Source organism: Dactylosporangium sp. NPDC051485, from assembly GCF_040682015.1.
Classification (GTDB): domain Bacteria; phylum Actinomycetota; class Actinomycetes; order Mycobacteriales; family Micromonosporaceae; genus Dactylosporangium.
In genome coordinates this window covers 1-16298 of sequence record NZ_JBFAZW010000170.1, presented here as the reverse complement: position 1 = coordinate 16298, position 16298 = coordinate 1, and the positions used below count along the sequence as shown (strand labels likewise).

Here is a 16298-nt window from a genome sequence, read left to right as displayed (position 1 = left end):
GCTCACCCGCATCTCCGACGGCTACCCGGGCGGCGGCTGCTGGCACCTGCCCGGCGGCGGCACCGACTTCGGCGAGCAGGCCGGCCCGGTCACCAGGTCACCGGGACGTTGTCGACGCCGCCGGTGACCTGGTCGCGCCGGACCTCGACGTCGTCGAGGCCGACGGCCAGGCGCAGGCCCGGGAAGCGGCGCAGCAGCGCCGGGAACACGATGCGCAGCTCGGTGCGGGCCAGGCTGGCGCCGATGCAGGCGTGGGCGCCGTGGCCGAAGGACAGGTGCGTGTTGGGCTGGCGGGCCGGGTCGTACCCGGCCGGGTCCGGGAAGACCGCGGCGTCGCGGTTGGCCGCGTTGCTGGAGATGATGACCGCGTCGCCGGCGGCGATGGTCACGCTGCCGATCTCGACGTCTTCGTGGGCGTACCGCAGCAGCCCCAGATCGCCGGGTGCGGTGATGCGCAGGATCTCCTCCACGGTGGCGCCGATCTGCCCCTCGGGGTCCGCCGCCAGCCGGTCGCGCCGGTCCAGGTCGGACAGCAGCAGCAGGGCGCCCAGCCCGATGCGGGCGGAGGTGGTCTCGTGGCCGGCGAAGATGATCCCGGCCGACAGGGTGGCCAGCTCGCTCTCGGCGAACGCGGGGTCCTCGGCCTGCACCGCCACGAGGTCGGAGATGAGGTCGGGGCCGGGCTCGCGCCGCTTGGTCTCGGCCAGGCCGCTCATGTACGCCATGAAGTCCATCAGCGCCCCGCGCGCGTCGGGGCCGCCGTCCATCCGGCTCATCCGCCGGGAGAGCTCGCGGAAGTGCTCGTTGTCGGCGTACGGCACGCCCAGCAGCTCGCAGATCACGAGCATCGGCAGCGGGTAGGCGAGCAGGTCGTGCAGGTTGACCGGCTCGTCCGGGCGGGCGTCGCGAGCGGCCCGCATGTCGTCGAGGCAGCGCTCGGTGAGCTTCTCGATGCGCCCGGCCAGGCGGCGCATGCGCGAGGCGGAGAAGGCCGGAACGAGCAGCCGGCGCATCCGGGCGTGGTCCTGCTCCTCCGTCTCGTAGTTGCCGGACGGGCCGGAGGCCACCACCGAATGGGTGACCCGGGCCGCGGTCTCCGGCGCCGGGTGGGAGCGGCCGAAGCGGCGGTCGCCGAAGATCTGCCGGGCCTCGGCGTGGGCGGTGACCAGCCACGCGGGGTCGCCGGCGGGCGTGGTCACGCGGGTCAGCGGGGCCTCGCGGCGCAGCACCTCGTACAGCGGCGCGATGTCGAGGGCGTTGGGCCGGTCGAAGGGCAGCCGGGGCCGGGCCGGGTCCGTTGCGGTCATCGGAAGGCTCCTTACCGATTTGCCGGAATCGATGCCGAAGCTAACACCGGACCGCGTTGTGCAGGCGTTTTGTAGGGGGGTGAGGGTCCCGCCTCCCCCTAACGTAACGAAGGTCCGGGTGATTGGCCGTTACGCACCTTGACCTCAACTGGGGTTGAACCAGCAGGATCGGTGGTTATGACCATCGTCGTGTTCGGGGCCCGCGGCAGCGTGGGCCGGCATGTGCTCAACGGCCTGGTGGCGGCGGGCGAGCGGGTCCGGGCGGCCAGCCGTTCGGCCGCGGACCTCGGGGTGGAGTCGGTCGTGGCCGACCTCGATCGGCCCGAGACGCTGGGGGCCGCGCTGGCCGGGGCGTCCGGCGCCTTCATCTACGCCCACCCGGCCGGCGTCGAGGGGTTCGTGGCCGCGGCGCGGGAGGCCGGCGTCCGGCGGGTCGCGCTGCTGTCCTCCGCCTCGGCCGCCCGGCCCGGCGCCGAGCAGAACCCCATCGCCCGGTGGCACCTGGCGGTCGAGGAGGCGCTGGAGCGCTCCGGCCTCGAGTGGACGTTCGTGCGCGGCGGCGGGTTCGCCACCAACACCATCGGGCTGTGGGGGCCGTCGATCCGCGCCGAGGGCAAGATCCGGGTGCCGTACCCCGACGCGCAGTCCGCCCCGGTGCACGAGGCCGACCTGGCCGCGCTCGCCGTGGCGGCCCTGACCGGCGGCGGCCTGGGCGGGAAGGCGTACGTGGTGCTCGGGCCGGAGTCGCTCTCCCTGCGCGCGCAGGCCGCCGCCATCGGGGCGGCGCTGGGCCGCGAGATCGCCGTCGAGGCGGTGCCCGAGGACGTGGCCCGGGAGGAGATGCGCCGCGGCCTGCCCGACCTGGCGGTCACGACGATCCTGCGCTACTGGGCCGCCGCGGGCGACGGGCCGGCCGAGACCTCGGCGGTCATCCCGGAGGTCCTCGGCCGGCCGGCCCGGACCTTCGCCGAGTGGGCCGTCGACCACGCCGCCGACTTCCGGGGACGGCCCGAGACGTCCTAGTTCGCGCGGATGACCCAGTCCGGGTTGCGGGCGGCGAAGCCGTCGAGGCGGTCGGCCCGGGCGGCGGCGAAGAGCTCGCCGGTGGTCTCGTCGAGGTTCTCGTAGTCCCGGCCGTCGCGCCGCTCGGTGTGGAACCGCCCGCCGTTGGTGCGCAGCAGGGTCAGGTCGTCCGGGCCGATCGCGCGCAACCGCACGATCCAGTCGGTGATCGAGGCCCCGTTGCCGTCGAAGGTGAGCGAGTCGCCGACCGCGCCGATCGCCCGGTGCAGCGCGATGGGGTTGGCCAGCACCCCGGCCGAGGTGATCTTCTCGGCCAGGGCCCGCAGGAGCTGCTGCTGGTGGCGCTGCCGGCCGTAGTCCCCGTCGGGGATGAGCTCGCGCTGGCGCACGTAGTCCAGGGCCTCCCACCCGGCGAATCGGCGGCACCCGACGGGGTAGACCTGGGGCCGCACCCCGGCGATCCGCTCCGGCCGGAACGATGGCGGGATGAGGCGGTACGGCGCCGTCTCCTTCCCGTTCGCGTCCCAGCCCACGTGCACCGAGGTGGTCTCCTCGTCGACGCACAGCTCCACCCCGCCGACGGCGTCGACCACCTTGCGCAGCCCGGCGAAGTCGATGATCGCCCCGGCGTCGAAGACCAGCCCGGTGATCTGCTGCACGGTCCGGGCGAGCAGCTCGAAGCCGCCGAACGCGAACGCGGCGTTGAGCTTGTCGGTGCCGTGCCCCGGGATGGCGACCCGGGTGTCGCGGGGCAGCGAGACGAGGTACGCCTTGTCGCCGGCCGCGGTCACGTGCACCACGATCACGGTGTCGGCCCGGGACGTGGCCCGGTCCTCCCCGGGCCGGGCGTCGAGCCCCACGAGCAGGATGTTGCGCCCCGGCTCGGCGTCGATCCCGGCCGGCGGGCCGGCGCTCGGCACCGTGGAGGCCCCGGCCGAGACGCGCGGGGCCGAGCGGATGTCGATCTGGCGCGGCCGGCCGGCCCGGTCGCGGGCGGTATCGCCGAGCAGGTCCGCCTGGTGCACCTGGCCGACGTAGTGCTGCCAGGTCAGCGCGCCCGCGAGGGCGAGCGACACGACGGCGGCGGCCGACACGAGCCACGCCTTCACGCAGGTCCGATCGGCGCCGCACCGGCGGGGTTTAGGTGTCCTGGTACCTGTAACCGCTACCACAGCGGCACGGGGCAACGTCCGAGTTGTCCGATGCGTTCCGGATTTTCCGGCGTACCGCGACTCAGGACACATGTGTTCTGCCACGTTCTACATAGCAGTCGCCCGCGACGCCGAAGGATGATCGGGGCTTCCATCGACGCCATGCAGGTCCTGGGCCGGCGGGACGGCCCCATCCGCCAAGACCGAGCCGCCCCGCTGCTCCCTCCCCGGCGAAGCGCTCAGTGAGGAGCCAGTCCATCATGTCGCATGACACGCTGATCAGGTCCGTGGTGTTCGCCGTTGTCCTGGCCGCCCTCTTCGTGGGCCACTCCATCGGCGACCACATCGCGCAGACCGACCACCAGGCCTCCCGGAAGGCCTCCTCCGGCGCCGCCGCCTGGCGGGCGCTGGGCGGCCACCTGCTGACCTACCACCTCACGCTGACCGCGGTCCTGCTGCTGACGGCGGCCGCCCTGCGCCTGCCCCTCTCCCCCGTGGGCGTCGTCGCCGGCCTCGCCTTCTCCGCGCTCACCCACGGCCTGCTCGACCGGCGCTGGCCGGTGCGGGCGGTGCTGCGGCTGACCCGCTCCCCCGAGTTCGCCGAGACGACGAGCCCGGTCAACGGCATGTACGTGGCCGACCAGGCCCTGCACCACCTGGCCCTGCTGGGCACGGCCCTGCTGATCGCCGCCTTCTCGTAGGCGCGGCGCCTATCCGACGGACGGTCTGTACCAGATCCACGGGCCGCCCTCGGCGCCGACGATCAGGCCCTCGTCGGGCAGGTGCAGCGCGATCGACCCGTCGCGCAGCACGCGCCCGTCGGCGGCGCGGGCCAGCGGCGGCGGAAAGGGGGTGAACCGCCCGTCCCGCCACACCCCGGTCCCCGCGCCCGGCAGGGTGACGAGCAGCCCGCCGCCGCCGACCGCGCCAACCATCGACACGGTCGCAGCGGCGGGAAACCCCGGCACCTCCGCCGCGGCGTCGGGCGTGAGCCGGAAGACCCGGTTCGGCAGCTCGGCGACCACCCAGGCCTCCCGGTCGTCGCGGGTCACCCGCAGCGTGCCGCGCGCTGGCAGCTCGACCGGCAGGGCCCGCCAGGTCGAGCCGCCGTCCGGCGAGTACGACGCCCGCGTGACCAGCCCATCGTGCTCGACCCGCCAGTGCGCCGACGCCGGGTCGGCGCCGCCCCGCCGGGTGTTCAGCCAGTCGGTGAGCGCCGGCTCGGCGAGGTCGGGCGCTGCCCAGAACGTGCGGCCGGCGTCCGTCGTCTCCCACCAGGCCGCGCTGTGGTCCCGCCGGACCGCGCCGACGAGCGCGGAGTCCGGGCCGGTGGCGTCCAGCATCGGGTAGGCGTCCCCGGGCAGGTCTGGCAGGGCCACCGGGGCCCAGCCGCGGCCGCCGTCGGTGGTGCGGCCGAGGGTGGCGGTGCACCGGTACTCGGAAGGGCAGTCGCTGAACAGCACCCAGCCGTGCGCGGCGTCGGTGAACTGGGCGTACATCGTCCCGCGGGCGCCGGCCAGCCGGACCGTGCGCTCGACGACGCGGTTGGGGGTGTCGTCCGGGGCGGCCGGCTGCAGGGCGGTGGCCGTCAGCGCGGCGGCCAGGGCCGCGGCCAGCCCGCCGAGCCACCACACCCCGCGCCGCCGGGCCCGCCGCCACCTCGGCATCGCCTCGACCGGGACGGGGCGGAACGTCCCGGAGTACTCCTCGGCGAAGCGCGCGAACGCGTCCTCGATCAAATCAGGCATGCCACACCTCCACGTCGAGCCGCGCGGCGAGCCTCGCCCGGCCGCGGGTGAGCCAGGAGCGCACCGTGCCCTCGGCGACCCCTTCCTGCTCGGCGATCTCGCGCACCCCGAGCTGCCCCAGGTGGTGCAGCACCAGGGCCCGCCGCTGCGCCGCCGGGAGCGTGGCCAGCGCCGCGACCAGCGCCACCCGGTCGGGCGTCGGGCCGTCGACGTGCTGCTCGCGCTGCCGGGCGAGGAACCCGATCGCCGTCTGCAGGCGCCGGAGCCGGCTGGTGGCGAGGTTCCACGCGACGCGGCGCACCCAGGCGGCCGGGTCGGCGTACCGGGAGATGCGCTCCCACTGCTGCAGGGCCCGGCAGAACGCCTCCTGGGCGAGGTCCTGCGCCTCGGCGTGGTCGCCGAGGTACGCGTAGAGCTGCAGGGCGATGCGCTGGAAGTGCGCCCCGTAGAACTCGGCGAAAGGCGGCTCGGGCATGTCCATGTCACGCGCGAGCTTGCCGGATCGCTGCAGTGCCGTTGCCGGGAAATGCCATGCGGCCGAGTGAGCAGCGGCACAATTGAACACGTTCAGATTGAGGGCTACCTTGTTGTTGAACACGTTCAAGGAGGCCGGAGATGGATCTCAAGCTCATGACGTACCTCATCTACCTGCTCGTCAGCATCGGGCTGACGGTGTGGGTCGCGCGGACCCTGATGCGCAACGGGCAGGTGTTCCTCGACGACGCGTTCGACAACGAGCGCCTGGCCGCGTCGGTCAACCGCCTGCTCGTCGTCGGGTTCTACCTGCTCAACCTCGGCTACGTGGCCGTGGCGCTGAAGATCGCGCAGCCGCTGCTCGACGGCAGCGAGGCGATGGAGGCCCTTGCCATGAAGCTCGGGTTCGTGCTGCTGGTCCTCGGCGCCGTGCACTTCTTCAACCTGCTCGTGCTCAGCAAGTACCGCCGCCGCCGGGTGCTGGAGAAGACCGCTCCGCCCGTCGCCCCGCGGATCGTGATGGCCCCGCCGCCGGTCTTCGCCCCGCCGGTCCCGCCGCGGCCCGCGGGCCGGCCGCCGGCGCCGCCGCAGTGATCACCCGGCTGACGGTGCTCTACGACGCGGGCTGTGGACTGTGCCGCACGGCACGGTCCTGGCTCGCGGCGCGGGCCCAGCTCGTGGCGCTGGAGTTCGTTCCAGCGGGGTCCGCGGAGGCGCGCCGCCGGTATCCGGCGCTCGATCCGGCCGAGACCCTCGCCGACATCACGGTGGTCGCCGACGACGGCGGCGTGTACACCGGCGACGCGGCGTGGATCATGTGCCTGTGGGCGCTGGACGGCTATCGGGGGCTGGCGGCGCGCCTCGCCCAACCGCACCTGCGGCCACTCGCCCGGCGGGTGGCCGCGTCGGCCGGCTCACTGCGGGCCGCCCGCCGCTCCCTGGACGATCAGCGCAACGGATATGGTCAGGACTGTGGTGGAACCTGCAACATCTGATCGCGGCGAGCAGACCAAGAAGCTGATCGTGCGCACCGCGATCCAGCTGTTCCGCGACCAGGGCTACGACAAGACCACGATGCGCGGCATCGCCCAGGCGGCCGGCCTGTCGGTCGGCAACGCCTACTACTACTTCCCCTCCAAGGATCACCTCGTCCAGGAGTTCTACGCGACGATCCAGGAGGACGCGGCGGCGGCCTGCGCGCCCCTCCTGGCCGCCCCGGGGCCGTTCGACGAGCGGCTCCGGGCGGCGCTCGGCACGATCGTGCAGACCATGGCGCCGTATCACGCCTTCGCCGGCAAGTTCATCAAATCGGCCGTGGAGCCCGGCTCGCCGCTCAGCCCGTTCAGCGCCGAGTCGGCCCCGGCCCGCGAGCGCTCGATCGGCATCCTGCACGACGTGGTCGAGGGCGCCACCACGAAGATCGACCCGGAGCTGCGGGCCGACCTGCCCGAGCTGCTGTGGCTGTGCCAGATGGGGATCACGCTGTACTGGGTGCACGACAGCTCCCCCGGCCAGGAGAAGACGAATCTGCTGGTCGAGCGGGCCGTGCCGCTCATCGACCGGCTCGTCTCGCTGGCCCGGATGCCCATCCTGCGCTCGATCAACCGCGAGGCGCTCAAGTTGTACCGCACGCTGCGCTGATCACCCCGCGTAGTTGGATGGTAATGTTTTGTTCAAATCTCAGCGCTCGCCGATCGAAGGTTCGCGCGGTACCGTCGATTCGCATGGCGACCCTGCAGCCAGTCCGCAAGGCCGCCGACCGCAACACGGTGATCACCGAGATCGAGCAGGCCGAGGGCTACATCGCATCGATCTGCTTCAAGACCGGTCCACCGGCGTCGGTTGGCGTGGAACTCGAGTTCACCGTCCACGACCGTCGCGATCCATCGGCCTTCCTGGATCGTGACCGGCTCTGCCAGGCGCTCGGCGAGCACGCGCCGACGACCTTGCGGGCCGACAGCCCGGCGCTCCCGCTGCGCCACGGCGGCAGCGTCACCCTCGAACCCGGCGGCCAGGTGGAGATCTCCAGCCGGCCGCACGCCTCGCTGGCCGAGCTCCACGCGGCCGTCGGCGCCGAGATCGAGCAGCTCACCGCCCTGCTCGCGACCGCCGGCCTGGTCCTCGGCGACACCGGGGTCGACCCGCACCGGGTGCCCCGGCGACTGATCTCCACCCCCCGGTACGACGCGATGGAGGCGGCCTTCGACCGTCGCGGCGTGTCCGGGAAGATCATGATGTGCTCGACGGCGGGCCTGCAGGTCTGCCTCGACGCCGGCCCGGGCCCCGAGCTCGCCGCCCGTTGGGCCGCCGTCAACGCGCTCGGACCCCCGCTGCTGGCGCTCTTCGCCAACTCGGGGCGCTTCGCCGGGCGCGACACCGGCTGGGCCTCCGCCCGCCAGCAAGCGTGGCGGGGCATCGACCCGTCCCGCACCCGGCCGGTGCCCACCGATGCGGACCCGGCCCAGGCCTGGGCCCGCTACGTGCTCGACGCGGCGCTGCTGTGCGTGCGCCGGCCCGGCGGGGAGTGGGACACCCCGCATGGGGTGACGTTCGCGGCCTGGATCCGCGGCGCACTGGGCTCGAGGCCGACGTTCGCCGACCTCGACTACCACATCAGCACGCTCTTCCCGCCGGTCCGCCCGCGCGGGTACCTGGAGATCCGCTATCTCGACACCCAGCCCGGGCGCGGCTGGTTCGCCCCCGCCGCGCTGCTGACCGCCCTGCTCGCCGACGCGCCGACCGTCGCGTGCGTCCTCGAGCTGTGCGCGCCGGCCGTCGGCCGGTGGGTGGAGGCGGCCCGCGACGGCCTGGCCGACCCCGTCCTGGCCGGCGTGGCCCCGGCGCTGCGCGAGCTGGCACTGGGGCGGCTGGACCTGCCGCCGGAGCTGCTCGACGACGTCATCGAAGGGAGCACGCGCAATGAGTGACCTGAGGGAGCGAGTCGCCCGGGAGCTGGAGCGGACCCGGCGGCGCTCCGCGGTGCTGACCGAGTCGGTGGACGACGACGAGCTCGTCAAGCAGCACTCGCCGCTGATGTCGCCGCTGGTCTGGGACCTGGCGCACATCGGCAACCAGGAGGAGCTGTGGCTGGTGCGCGACGTCGGCGGCCGGGAGCCGGTGCGGGCCGACATCGACCACCTCTACGACGCCTTCAAGCACGCCCGCAAGGACCGGCCGGCGCTGCCGCTGCTCGGGCCGAAGGAGGCCCGCGCATACGTCGCGACCGTGCGCGACAAGGCGCTCGACGTGCTGCTCGGCGTACACCTCGAAGGAAGCAGGCTCACCGAGCGGGCCTTCGCCTTCGGCATGATCGTGCAGCACGAGCAGCAGCACGACGAGACCATGCTGGCCACGCACCAGCTGCGCGACGGCACGCCGGTGCTCTCCGCGCCCCCGCCGCCGGCATCCACCGTGGACGTCCGCGGCGAGGTGCTGGTGCCGGGCGGGCCGTTCACGATGGGCACCTCGACCGAGGCCTGGGCGCTGGACAACGAGCGCCCGGCGCACGTGGTCGACGTGCCGGCGTTCTTCATCGATGCCGCGCCGGTGACCAACGCGCAGTACGCCGAGTACGTCGCGGCCGGCGGCACCCCGCCGCTGCACTGGGTGCCCGATCCCGGCGGCTGGCTGGCCACCGAGTTCGGCCGCACCGCGCCGATCGTGCCCGGCGCGCCGGTCGTGCACGTGTCGTTCCACGCGGCGAAGGCCTACGCCGAGTGGGCCGGCCGCCGGCTGCCGAGCGAGGCGGAGTGGGAGAAGGCGGCCCGCTGGGACCCGGCCACCGGCCGCTCCCGCCGCTACCCGTGGGGCGACGAGGACCCCGGCCCGCAGCACGCCAACCTCGGCCAGCGGCACCTGGCCCCGGCCCCGGTCGGCGCCTACCCCGCGGGCGCCTCGCCGCTCGGCGTGCACCAGCTCATCGGCGACGTGTGGGAGTGGGTGGACAGCGACTTCGCCGGCTACCCGGGCTTCACCGCGTTCCCGTACCGCGAGTACTCCGAGGTCTTCTTCGGCCCCGACTACAAGGTGCTGCGCGGCGGCTCGTTCGGCACTGACGCGGCGGCCTGCCGGGGCACGTTCCGCAACTGGGACTACCCGATCCGGCGGCAGATCTTCAGCGGCTTCCGGACCGCCCGCGACGCGAGCCCTTCGGAGCTCGCCTAGTGTGCCGGCACGTGGCGTACCTCGGCCCGCCGATCCCGCTGGCGGACCTCCTCTTCACGCCGCCGCACTCGCTGAACCGGCAGTCCTGGGCGCCCCGCGAGATGCGCGGCGGCGGCACCATCAACGCCGACGGCTTCGGCGTGGGCTGGTTATCGGGAGCCGCCGTCCTGCGATATCGCCGGAGTTGTCCACTCTGGACGGACGCCGGGCTGCCGGCGTTGGCCGCGGCGACCCGATCGGGCGCGATCCTGGCCGCGGTCCGCTCGGCGACGGAGGGCATGGCGGTCACCGAGACGGCGGTCGCCCCCTTCACCGACGACCGGTGGCTCTTCAGCCACAACGGCAAGGTGACCGGCTGGCCCGACAGCGTGGTGGAGGCGGCCGGCACCCTGCCGGTGCGCGACCTGCTGACGCTGGACGCGCCGACCGACAGCGCCCTGTTGTGGGCCCTGACCAGGGCTCGCCTGCACGCCGGCGACGAGCCGGGCGCCGCCCTGGCCGGGGTCGTCGCCGAGGTCGCGAAGGCGGCCCCCGGGTCGCGCCTCAACCTGCTGCTCACCGACGGTGAGACCATCGCCGCGACGGCGAGCGGCCACTCCCTGTATTCCCTGTCCCGCGACGCGTCCGTGCTCGTCGCCTCGGAGCCGCTCTTCGACCATCCCGGCTGGACCCCCGTCCCCGACCACTCCCTGCTCGTCGCCACCCCGTCGAAGGCGGCGATCACCGCGTTGGAAGGTGCTGCACCATGACTGTGCCGGAGCTCGACCTCGAGGTCCATCTGACCGACGAGGACCTCGCCGCCGCCCTGCGCGCCGACGCCCGCCGGGGCCTCACCGCCACGCCGAAGTGGCTTCCCCCGAAGTACTTCTACGACGCCCGCGGCAGCGCGCTGTTCGAGGAGATCACCCGCCTGCCGGAGTACTACCCGACCCGGGCCGAGCGCGAGATCCTCGCCGAGCGGGCCGGCGCCATCGCCCGCCGCACCGGCGCCAAGGTGCTCGTGGAACTCGGCTCCGGCTCGTCGGAGAAGACCCGCCTGCTGCTGGACGCCCTGCGCGAGCACGGCACGCTGGGCTCCTTCGTCCCGCTGGACGTCTCCGGCGCGGCCCTGCGCGACGCCCTGGCCGCCCTGCGGGCCGACTACCCCGACCTGCACCTGCACGGCATCGTCGCCGACTTCGTCAACCACCTGGAGGTGCTGCCGGAGTCCGGCACCCGCCTGGTCGCCTTCCTGGGCGGCACGATCGGCAACCTCGTCCCGGCCGAGCGCGCCGCGTTCCTGGCCGGCGTGCGCGCCCGCCTCTCCCCCGGCGAGTGGCTCCTCATCGGCGCCGACCTGGTGAAGGACCCCTCCGTGCTGGTCCCCGCCTACGACGACGCCGCCGGCGTGACCGCCGAGTTCAACCGCAACGTGCTGCACGTGCTCAACCGCGAGCTGCACGCCGACTTCGACCCGTCCCGGTTCGCCCACGTGGCCCTGTGGGACCCGGCCAACGAATGGATCGAGATGCGACTGCGGGCGACGCGGCCGATGACGGTACGCGTCGCCGGCCTCGACCTGGACGTCTCCTTCGCCGGCGGCGAGGAGCTGCGCACCGAGGTCTCGGCCAAGTTCCGCCCCGGCCGGCTGACCAACGAGCTGGCGGCGGCTGGCTTCGCGGTCCAGGACCGCTGGACCGACGCCCTGGGCCGCTTCAGCCTGACGCTGGCCGCCGCCGTGTAGGCCTGTTCGCGGCATCCGCTGCTACGCCGGCGCGCCGCTGCTGACCCAGGGCGGCGCGATAAGTCGGGCGCTGGCGCGCCACGACTTATCGGATTTTTCGCCTGTCGCCGCGTATATGCGAAAGGTCCGATTCTCGGGCCGCCGCGGCCGGCCGCGTCAGGGAGGCGAGAGCAGGTTTCAGCATCGCGTCAGGGCGATCGGCGACGGTGTACAGCAACGGAAACGGAGGGCCGTCCGGCGCTCACCCCGCGGACGCCCCGGCACGTCTCGGCAGCGGCCGCTGGGCGTGGTTGCCGGGCAGGACAGCGGGAAGACGAGAGGATGATCACGATGCGCAACCCATGGGCCGGCCCGACCTGCGGCTGATCCTGCGAGAACCCGGCTCGGCTCCGGTCGGCCGCCGCCGGCTCCGGTCGGCCGCCGCCGGCCGACCGAAGCCGAAGACGGACCAGCGGCCAGCCTCGCGATATTGCGACGCCGCCCCGTCCGCGTCCGCGGCCAGCACCCTGACGCCGCCGCCGGGGCACCGGCCGATCGGAGCCAGCCTCGGCGGCGTTGCGACGCTGCCGGTCCGCATCGGCGGCCAGCGCCCAGGCGCCGCCGGCTCAGCGGGCGCCGGCCGATCGGAGCCGGAGACGGACCACGGCCTCGGCGGCGTTGCGACGCTGCCGGTCCGCGTCCGCGGCCAGCGCCCGGGCGCCGTCGTCGGTGAGGCAGTAGTACCGGCGGTGGCGACCGTCCACGATCTCGGCGCCCTCGGGGGCCACCAGACCCTCGGCCGTCAGGCGCTCCAGCGCGGCGTAGAGCGTGCCCGCGGGCAGCACGACCCGGCCGCCGGAGAGCTCGGCGACCTCCTGGATCACGGCGTACCCGTGCAGCACCCCCGGCGCGAGGGCGGTCAGGATCAGGAAGGTCGGCTCCCGCATGGCGGTCATGCTGATCAACCTAAAGGCATCCCGGACCCGGCAGTGCCCTTGAAGAGACCCGCGCTCAGGCCGGCGGCTCCCCGGCACGGTGGCGGGGCGGGGCCGGGGTCACCGCGGCGAGCGGGTCGGCCTGCGCCGCGGTCCGCTGCGCCGCGATCTCGGGCCGCGCGGCGGGGTCCGGGACGCCGGGATACGCAGGGTAGGCGGCGTGGACCGTAGCGTAGCCGGGAGCCCCGGGGTACGCGGCCGGCACCGAACGGCCGTAGGCATGCGGCGGGTGCGGCTGGTACGACCCCGGGCCGCCGAACTGGCGCGCGGCCGGGTGCGGGCGGCGCGGCGGCGGCTGGGCCGAGCCGGACCGGCGGGCCAGGGCGGCGCGCACCATGCCGACCGCACCGATGACCAGCAGACCGAGCGCCGGCAACATGGCCACGGCACCGACCGTGCCCTGGTTGGCGCCGCACGTCAGGTCCCAGACCGCGAACGCCGACATCACGACGCCGACCAGCAGGCTCGCCACCCGGTACAGCGGACCGTTGCCCGGCAGGAAGGCCGCGCCCAGGACGAGCAGGCCGACGATGAGGTACGCGACGCGGGAGAGCTCTCCCGCGGTACCGGTGACATCGAGCATGGATCTCCCCGTACGGCAACCAACGTGCAACCACGGTATGCGCCGGACATGTCGCGCCTTGTCAGCAGAACGGGCGGTCCGGGCGCGCGGGCGGGGGACGCGTCGGAAAGTTGTCGCACGGCTCACCCCGGCGAGGGGCGTGCGTGGTGACCGAATCCATCGGGTACACAATGTTGCATGACCGCCGCGCCCCCCGTCGTCGCCGATCGCTATCGCATTCTCGAGCCGCTCGGCGTTGGTGGCATGGGGCGGGTGTGGCGGGCCCGGGACGAGACGCTGCACCGTGACGTCGCCGTCAAGCAGATCATCCTGCCGCCGGAGCTGCTCGACAGCGCCCGCGACGTGGCGATGGAGCGCACGCTGCGCGAGGCGCGGGCGGCGGCCCGGCTGAGTCACCCGAACGTGGTGCGCGTGTACGACGTGCTGGCCGCCGAGGGCCAGCCGTGGATCGTCATGGAGTACGTCCCGTCGCGCTCCCTCGATCAGGTGATCCGCACCGACGGCCCGCTGGAGCCCCGGCGCGTCGCCGAGATCGGCCTCGCGGTCCTCGACGCGCTGCGGGCGGCCCACCGCGCAGGGGTCGACCATCGCGACATCAAGCCGGGAAACGTACTGCTGGCCGACGACGGCCGCGTGGTGCTCACCGACTTCGGCATCGCCCGCGTCGAGGGCGAGGGCCACGTCACGCGCACCGGCCTGGTGCTCGGCTCCCCGGAGTTCATCGCCCCGGAACGCGCCCGCGAGGGCGTCACCGGCCCGGCGGGCGACCTGTGGTCGCTGGGCGCGACGCTGTACGCCGCGGTGGAGGGCCGCTCCCCGTTCGGCCGGGGCTCGGCCATGGAGACGCTCACCGCCCTCGCCTCCGAGGACCCCGACCCGCCGCAGCGCGCGGGCGCTCTGGCCCCGGCGCTGCGTGCGCTGCTGCGCAAGGACCCGAAGGCCCGGGCCGACTTCGCGCAGACCGAGGAGCTGCTGCGCCGGGTCCTGCTGGCCCGCGAGACGGCGAAGCGCAAGCGCTCGTGGCTGGGCGGCTGGGGCCGCGGCGGCCAGGTCACCCCGGTCCTGCCGGTCCAGCGCGGCCCCGCCGCCCCGCCAGCGTCTGCCGCCCCCACCCCGCCGGCCACCCCCGCCGCGCCGGCCGCCCGTTCCACCTTGTACGGCAGGCCCTCGACCGCCGCCTCGGCCGCAGGGTCAGCCGCCGCCGAGCCGACGGCGCCCGCGCCGGCCACCGCCGTCGTCCCGGCGCGGCCCGAGTCGCACCCGCCCACCGCCGTGATCCCACCGTCACCGCAGCCCGGACCGGCCGCGGACGTCGAGCCGTCACACGACGCCGAACCCGAGCCGTCGCCGGAGGCCACCTCAGACGCGGACGCTGCGCAGGCCGACGCGGCGACGGAGTCCTCGACGAACGCGGAGGCTGAAGCTGAGGCCACTTCGGAGGGGGACGCTACGGCCAGTGCCTCGACGGAGGCTGAGGCTGAGGCTGAGGCTGAGACCATCTCGGAGCCGGACATGGTAACCGAGACCTCCACGGAAGCGGAGAGTGCCGCTGAGGTCGCGTCGGAGCCGGACACGGTGGCCGAGGCCCCCACGGAGGCTCAGACCGCCACGGAGGTCGCGTCGGAGCCGGACACGGTGGCCGAGACCTCCACGGAGGCGGCGGAGGCTGCGGCCAACGCCTCGGCGGACGCGGAGGCTGCGGCGGAGGTCGAAGCTTCGCCTGAAGCCGGGACCGGCGCCGATGCCGATGCCGATGCCGAGACTGAGCCGGCAACCGAGGCCGACCCCGGGGCGGAGTCGGATTTCGAAGCGCTTGCCCTGGCCGCGCCCAAACCCGAGCCGGTCGCCCCGGCCCCACGGCAGGTGACTCCCCGGCCCGCGCCCCGGCGGACGGCCCCCGCGACCCGCCCGGTACGCACCGCGCCCGAGCCGGCGGTGATCGAGTCCACCCCGCGGCCGGCCGGTGCGCGCAGGCAGCAGCAGCTGATCCTCGGCGGCGTGGGCGCGGTGCTCGTCATCGCGCTGATCGTCTGGCTGGCCGTCCACGGCGACGGCGGCTCGGACACCACCGCCGGCACCACCACCCCGACCCCCGCCGGCACGACGGGCGCCGCCGCGGCCCCCGCCCCGACGTCGCAGAGCCCGGCCCCCCGGCCCTCGTCCGCGGCCCCGTCCAGCCCGGCCGCCCCCACCACCACCCAGGCCGCCCCGTCCTCCGCGCCCGCGGACGCCGGCACCTCGAGCGGCGCCCTCCCGGCCCTGCCCCCGGGCTGGACCGACTACCGCGACCCGACGGGCTTCCAGGTGTACGTCCCCGCGAGCTGGAGGCAGTCCAAGGACGGCTCGATCGTTTACTTCCGCGGCGACGGCCAGGTTCTGGGCATCGACCAGTCCAACCATCCCCAGCCCGACCCGGTGGCCGACTGGACCCAGCAGGAGAAGAACCGCGCGGGCACCGACTTCCGCAACTACACGAGGGTCAACCTGGGCCCGGTGGACTACTTCATCAAGGCCGCCGACTGGGAGTTCACCTTCGACGGCAGCGGCGGCCGCCAGCACGTGAACAACCGTGGCCTGATCGCCACCCCGACCATGGCGTACGGCATCTGGTGGCAGACGTCCGACGCCGACTGGAACGCCGACCGCCCCAACCTGGACCTCGTCTTCGCCAGCTTCCGCCCGAAGCGATAGAAGCGACGAGCCCGAAGCGACGGGCCGAGGACGACGGCCGGGTCAGGCGGCGGCGACGGCGCGGGCCGGCGCCACCAGATCGGGCTGCAGCCGGCGGGCCGCGTCGAGGTGGCCGCCGGTCCACATCAGCCGGGCGCTCGGCGCCGGCTCCAGGGGCAGCGCGGGCAGCGGATCGGGCACCTGCCCGCCGCCTCGAAGCGCCGAGGCCATGGCGTCGTACCACCCGCAGACCACTCCCCCGGCGGCCGCATAGGAGCGGCCATCCGCGCAGGACCCACGATCGGCCCCGGTGCGCGACCACAGGTCGAGCACCGCGTCGGCCGCCAGCCGCAGCCCGACCACGCCGCCGACCAGGCGCGACACATCGGTCATCGGCACCGGCTTGGCCCCACGCTCGCCCAGGTAGGTGCGGAACGCGTCGTCGAGGCGCCGGGCGGCCGCGGCCGCCCGGGCCTTGAAC

At 74.4% G+C, this 16298-nt stretch carries 17 protein-coding genes; 10 read left to right on the top strand and 7 right to left on the bottom strand.

Annotated features, from left to right (window positions below; all coding sequences use genetic code 11):
- Positions 1-89: 89 nt before the first annotated feature.
- Positions 90-1307, bottom strand: a complete 1218-nt coding sequence (locus AB0M46_RS48380) for a cytochrome P450 (protein WP_363347947.1) — start codon at positions 1305-1307, stop codon at positions 90-92.
- Positions 1308-1484: 177 nt separating this feature from the next.
- Here AB0M46_RS48380 and AB0M46_RS48375 point away from each other — a divergent pair, with 177 nt between their 5' ends.
- Positions 1485-2330 (top strand): NAD(P)H-binding protein, encoded by an 846-nt coding sequence (locus tag AB0M46_RS48375; RefSeq protein ID WP_363347945.1) that lies wholly within the window; start codon positions 1485-1487, stop codon positions 2328-2330.
- Here the strand turns inward: AB0M46_RS48375 and AB0M46_RS48370 are convergent.
- Positions 2327-3439, bottom strand: coding sequence for an LCP family protein (locus AB0M46_RS48370; RefSeq protein WP_363347943.1), 1113 nt, complete (start codon positions 3437-3439; stop codon positions 2327-2329). The genes AB0M46_RS48375 and AB0M46_RS48370 overlap by 4 nt on opposite strands.
- 302 nt (positions 3440-3741) lie before the next feature.
- Here AB0M46_RS48370 and AB0M46_RS48365 point away from each other — a divergent pair, with 302 nt between their 5' ends.
- Complete coding sequence (locus AB0M46_RS48365; protein ID WP_363347941.1) at positions 3742-4182, top strand: DUF3307 domain-containing protein; 441 nt, start codon at positions 3742-3744, stop codon at positions 4180-4182.
- Positions 4183-4191: 9 nt separating this feature from the next.
- On the opposite strand, the gene AB0M46_RS48360 is transcribed toward AB0M46_RS48365, so the two are convergent.
- Together AB0M46_RS48360 and AB0M46_RS48355 are read right to left on the bottom strand one after the other, a co-directional pair.
- Entirely contained in the window at positions 4192-5229 is a 1038-nt protein-coding gene (locus tag AB0M46_RS48360) for a hypothetical protein (protein WP_363347939.1), read from the bottom strand.
- Positions 5222-5710 (bottom strand): sigma-70 family RNA polymerase sigma factor, encoded by a 489-nt coding sequence (locus AB0M46_RS48355; protein ID WP_363347937.1) that lies wholly within the window; start codon positions 5708-5710, stop codon positions 5222-5224. The genes AB0M46_RS48360 and AB0M46_RS48355 overlap by 8 nt, the downstream gene beginning before the upstream one ends.
- Before the next feature lie 134 nt (positions 5711-5844).
- Here AB0M46_RS48355 and AB0M46_RS48350 point away from each other — a divergent pair, with 134 nt between their 5' ends.
- The 7 genes from AB0M46_RS48350 (at position 5845) to egtD (ending at position 11590) form a co-directional block, all read left to right on the top strand.
- The gene (locus AB0M46_RS48350) at positions 5845-6297 is read left to right on the top strand and encodes a hypothetical protein (RefSeq protein ID WP_363347935.1); all 453 of its coding nucleotides are present in this window, start codon (positions 5845-5847) and stop codon (positions 6295-6297) included.
- On the top strand, positions 6294-6698 hold the full coding sequence (locus tag AB0M46_RS48345) for a DUF393 domain-containing protein (RefSeq protein WP_363347933.1): 405 nt from the start codon (positions 6294-6296) through the stop codon (positions 6696-6698). Before AB0M46_RS48350 ends, AB0M46_RS48345 begins: the two co-directional genes overlap by 4 nt.
- Positions 6676-7344 carry a TetR family transcriptional regulator gene (locus AB0M46_RS48340; protein ID WP_363347931.1) on the top strand — a complete coding sequence of 223 codons (669 nt, stop codon included), beginning with the start codon at positions 6676-6678 and terminating at the stop codon, positions 7342-7344. The genes AB0M46_RS48345 and AB0M46_RS48340 overlap by 23 nt, the downstream gene beginning before the upstream one ends.
- 83 nt (positions 7345-7427) lie before the next feature.
- Entirely contained in the window at positions 7428-8630 is a 1203-nt protein-coding gene (egtA, locus tag AB0M46_RS48335; protein ID WP_363347929.1) for an ergothioneine biosynthesis glutamate--cysteine ligase EgtA, read from the top strand.
- Positions 8623-9867 carry an ergothioneine biosynthesis protein EgtB gene (locus AB0M46_RS48330; protein WP_363347927.1) on the top strand — a complete coding sequence of 415 codons (1245 nt, stop codon included), beginning with the start codon at positions 8623-8625 and terminating at the stop codon, positions 9865-9867. Before egtA ends, AB0M46_RS48330 begins: the two co-directional genes overlap by 8 nt.
- Positions 9867-10616, top strand: a complete 750-nt coding sequence (gene egtC / locus AB0M46_RS48325; RefSeq protein ID WP_363347925.1) for an ergothioneine biosynthesis protein EgtC — start codon at positions 9867-9869, stop codon at positions 10614-10616. Before AB0M46_RS48330 ends, egtC begins: the two co-directional genes overlap by 1 nt.
- Positions 10613-11590, top strand: coding sequence for an L-histidine N(alpha)-methyltransferase (egtD, locus tag AB0M46_RS48320; RefSeq protein WP_363347923.1), 978 nt, complete (start codon positions 10613-10615; stop codon positions 11588-11590). The genes egtC and egtD overlap by 4 nt, the downstream gene beginning before the upstream one ends.
- 605 nt (positions 11591-12195) lie before the next feature.
- On the opposite strand, the gene AB0M46_RS48315 is transcribed toward egtD, so the two are convergent.
- The gene (locus tag AB0M46_RS48315) at positions 12196-12525 is read right to left on the bottom strand and encodes a PadR family transcriptional regulator (protein WP_363347921.1); all 330 of its coding nucleotides are present in this window, start codon (positions 12523-12525) and stop codon (positions 12196-12198) included.
- Positions 12526-12580: 55 nt separating this feature from the next.
- On the bottom strand, positions 12581-13147 hold the full coding sequence (locus tag AB0M46_RS48310) for a hypothetical protein (protein ID WP_363347919.1): 567 nt from the start codon (positions 13145-13147) through the stop codon (positions 12581-12583).
- 177 nt (positions 13148-13324) lie between these two features.
- Between AB0M46_RS48310 and AB0M46_RS48305 the strand changes: the two genes are divergently transcribed.
- Positions 13325-15838 carry a protein kinase gene (locus AB0M46_RS48305; protein WP_363347917.1) on the top strand — a complete coding sequence of 838 codons (2514 nt, stop codon included), beginning with the start codon at positions 13325-13327 and terminating at the stop codon, positions 15836-15838.
- 42 nt (positions 15839-15880) lie between these two features.
- On the opposite strand, the gene AB0M46_RS48300 is transcribed toward AB0M46_RS48305, so the two are convergent.
- A partial coding sequence (locus AB0M46_RS48300) for a hypothetical protein (RefSeq protein ID WP_363347915.1) occupies positions 15881-16298 on the bottom strand: 418 nt, incomplete at its 5' end.

Coding starts and splice junctions, on each gene's coding strand:
- AB0M46_RS48355 (WP_363347937.1), bottom strand. CDS start 5,710: ATGGACATGCCCGAGCCGCCTTTCGCCGAGTTCTACGGGGCGCACTTC.
- AB0M46_RS48305 (WP_363347917.1), top strand. CDS start 13,325: ATGACCGCCGCGCCCCCCGTCGTCGCCGATCGCTATCGCATTCTCGAG.
- egtD (WP_363347923.1), top strand. CDS start 10,613: ATGACTGTGCCGGAGCTCGACCTCGAGGTCCATCTGACCGACGAGGAC.
- AB0M46_RS48330 (WP_363347927.1), top strand. CDS start 8,623: ATGAGTGACCTGAGGGAGCGAGTCGCCCGGGAGCTGGAGCGGACCCGG.
- AB0M46_RS48365 (WP_363347941.1), top strand. CDS start 3,742: ATGTCGCATGACACGCTGATCAGGTCCGTGGTGTTCGCCGTTGTCCTG.
- AB0M46_RS48315 (WP_363347921.1), bottom strand. CDS start 12,525: ATGACCGCCATGCGGGAGCCGACCTTCCTGATCCTGACCGCCCTCGCG.
- AB0M46_RS48310 (WP_363347919.1), bottom strand. CDS start 13,147: ATGCTCGATGTCACCGGTACCGCGGGAGAGCTCTCCCGCGTCGCGTAC.
- AB0M46_RS48350 (WP_363347935.1), top strand. CDS start 5,845: ATGGATCTCAAGCTCATGACGTACCTCATCTACCTGCTCGTCAGCATC.
- AB0M46_RS48380 (WP_363347947.1), bottom strand. CDS start 1,307: ATGACCGCAACGGACCCGGCCCGGCCCCGGCTGCCCTTCGACCGGCCC.
- AB0M46_RS48375 (WP_363347945.1), top strand. CDS start 1,485: ATGACCATCGTCGTGTTCGGGGCCCGCGGCAGCGTGGGCCGGCATGTG.
- egtA (WP_363347929.1), top strand. CDS start 7,428: ATGGCGACCCTGCAGCCAGTCCGCAAGGCCGCCGACCGCAACACGGTG.
- AB0M46_RS48360 (WP_363347939.1), bottom strand. CDS start 5,229: ATGCCTGATTTGATCGAGGACGCGTTCGCGCGCTTCGCCGAGGAGTAC.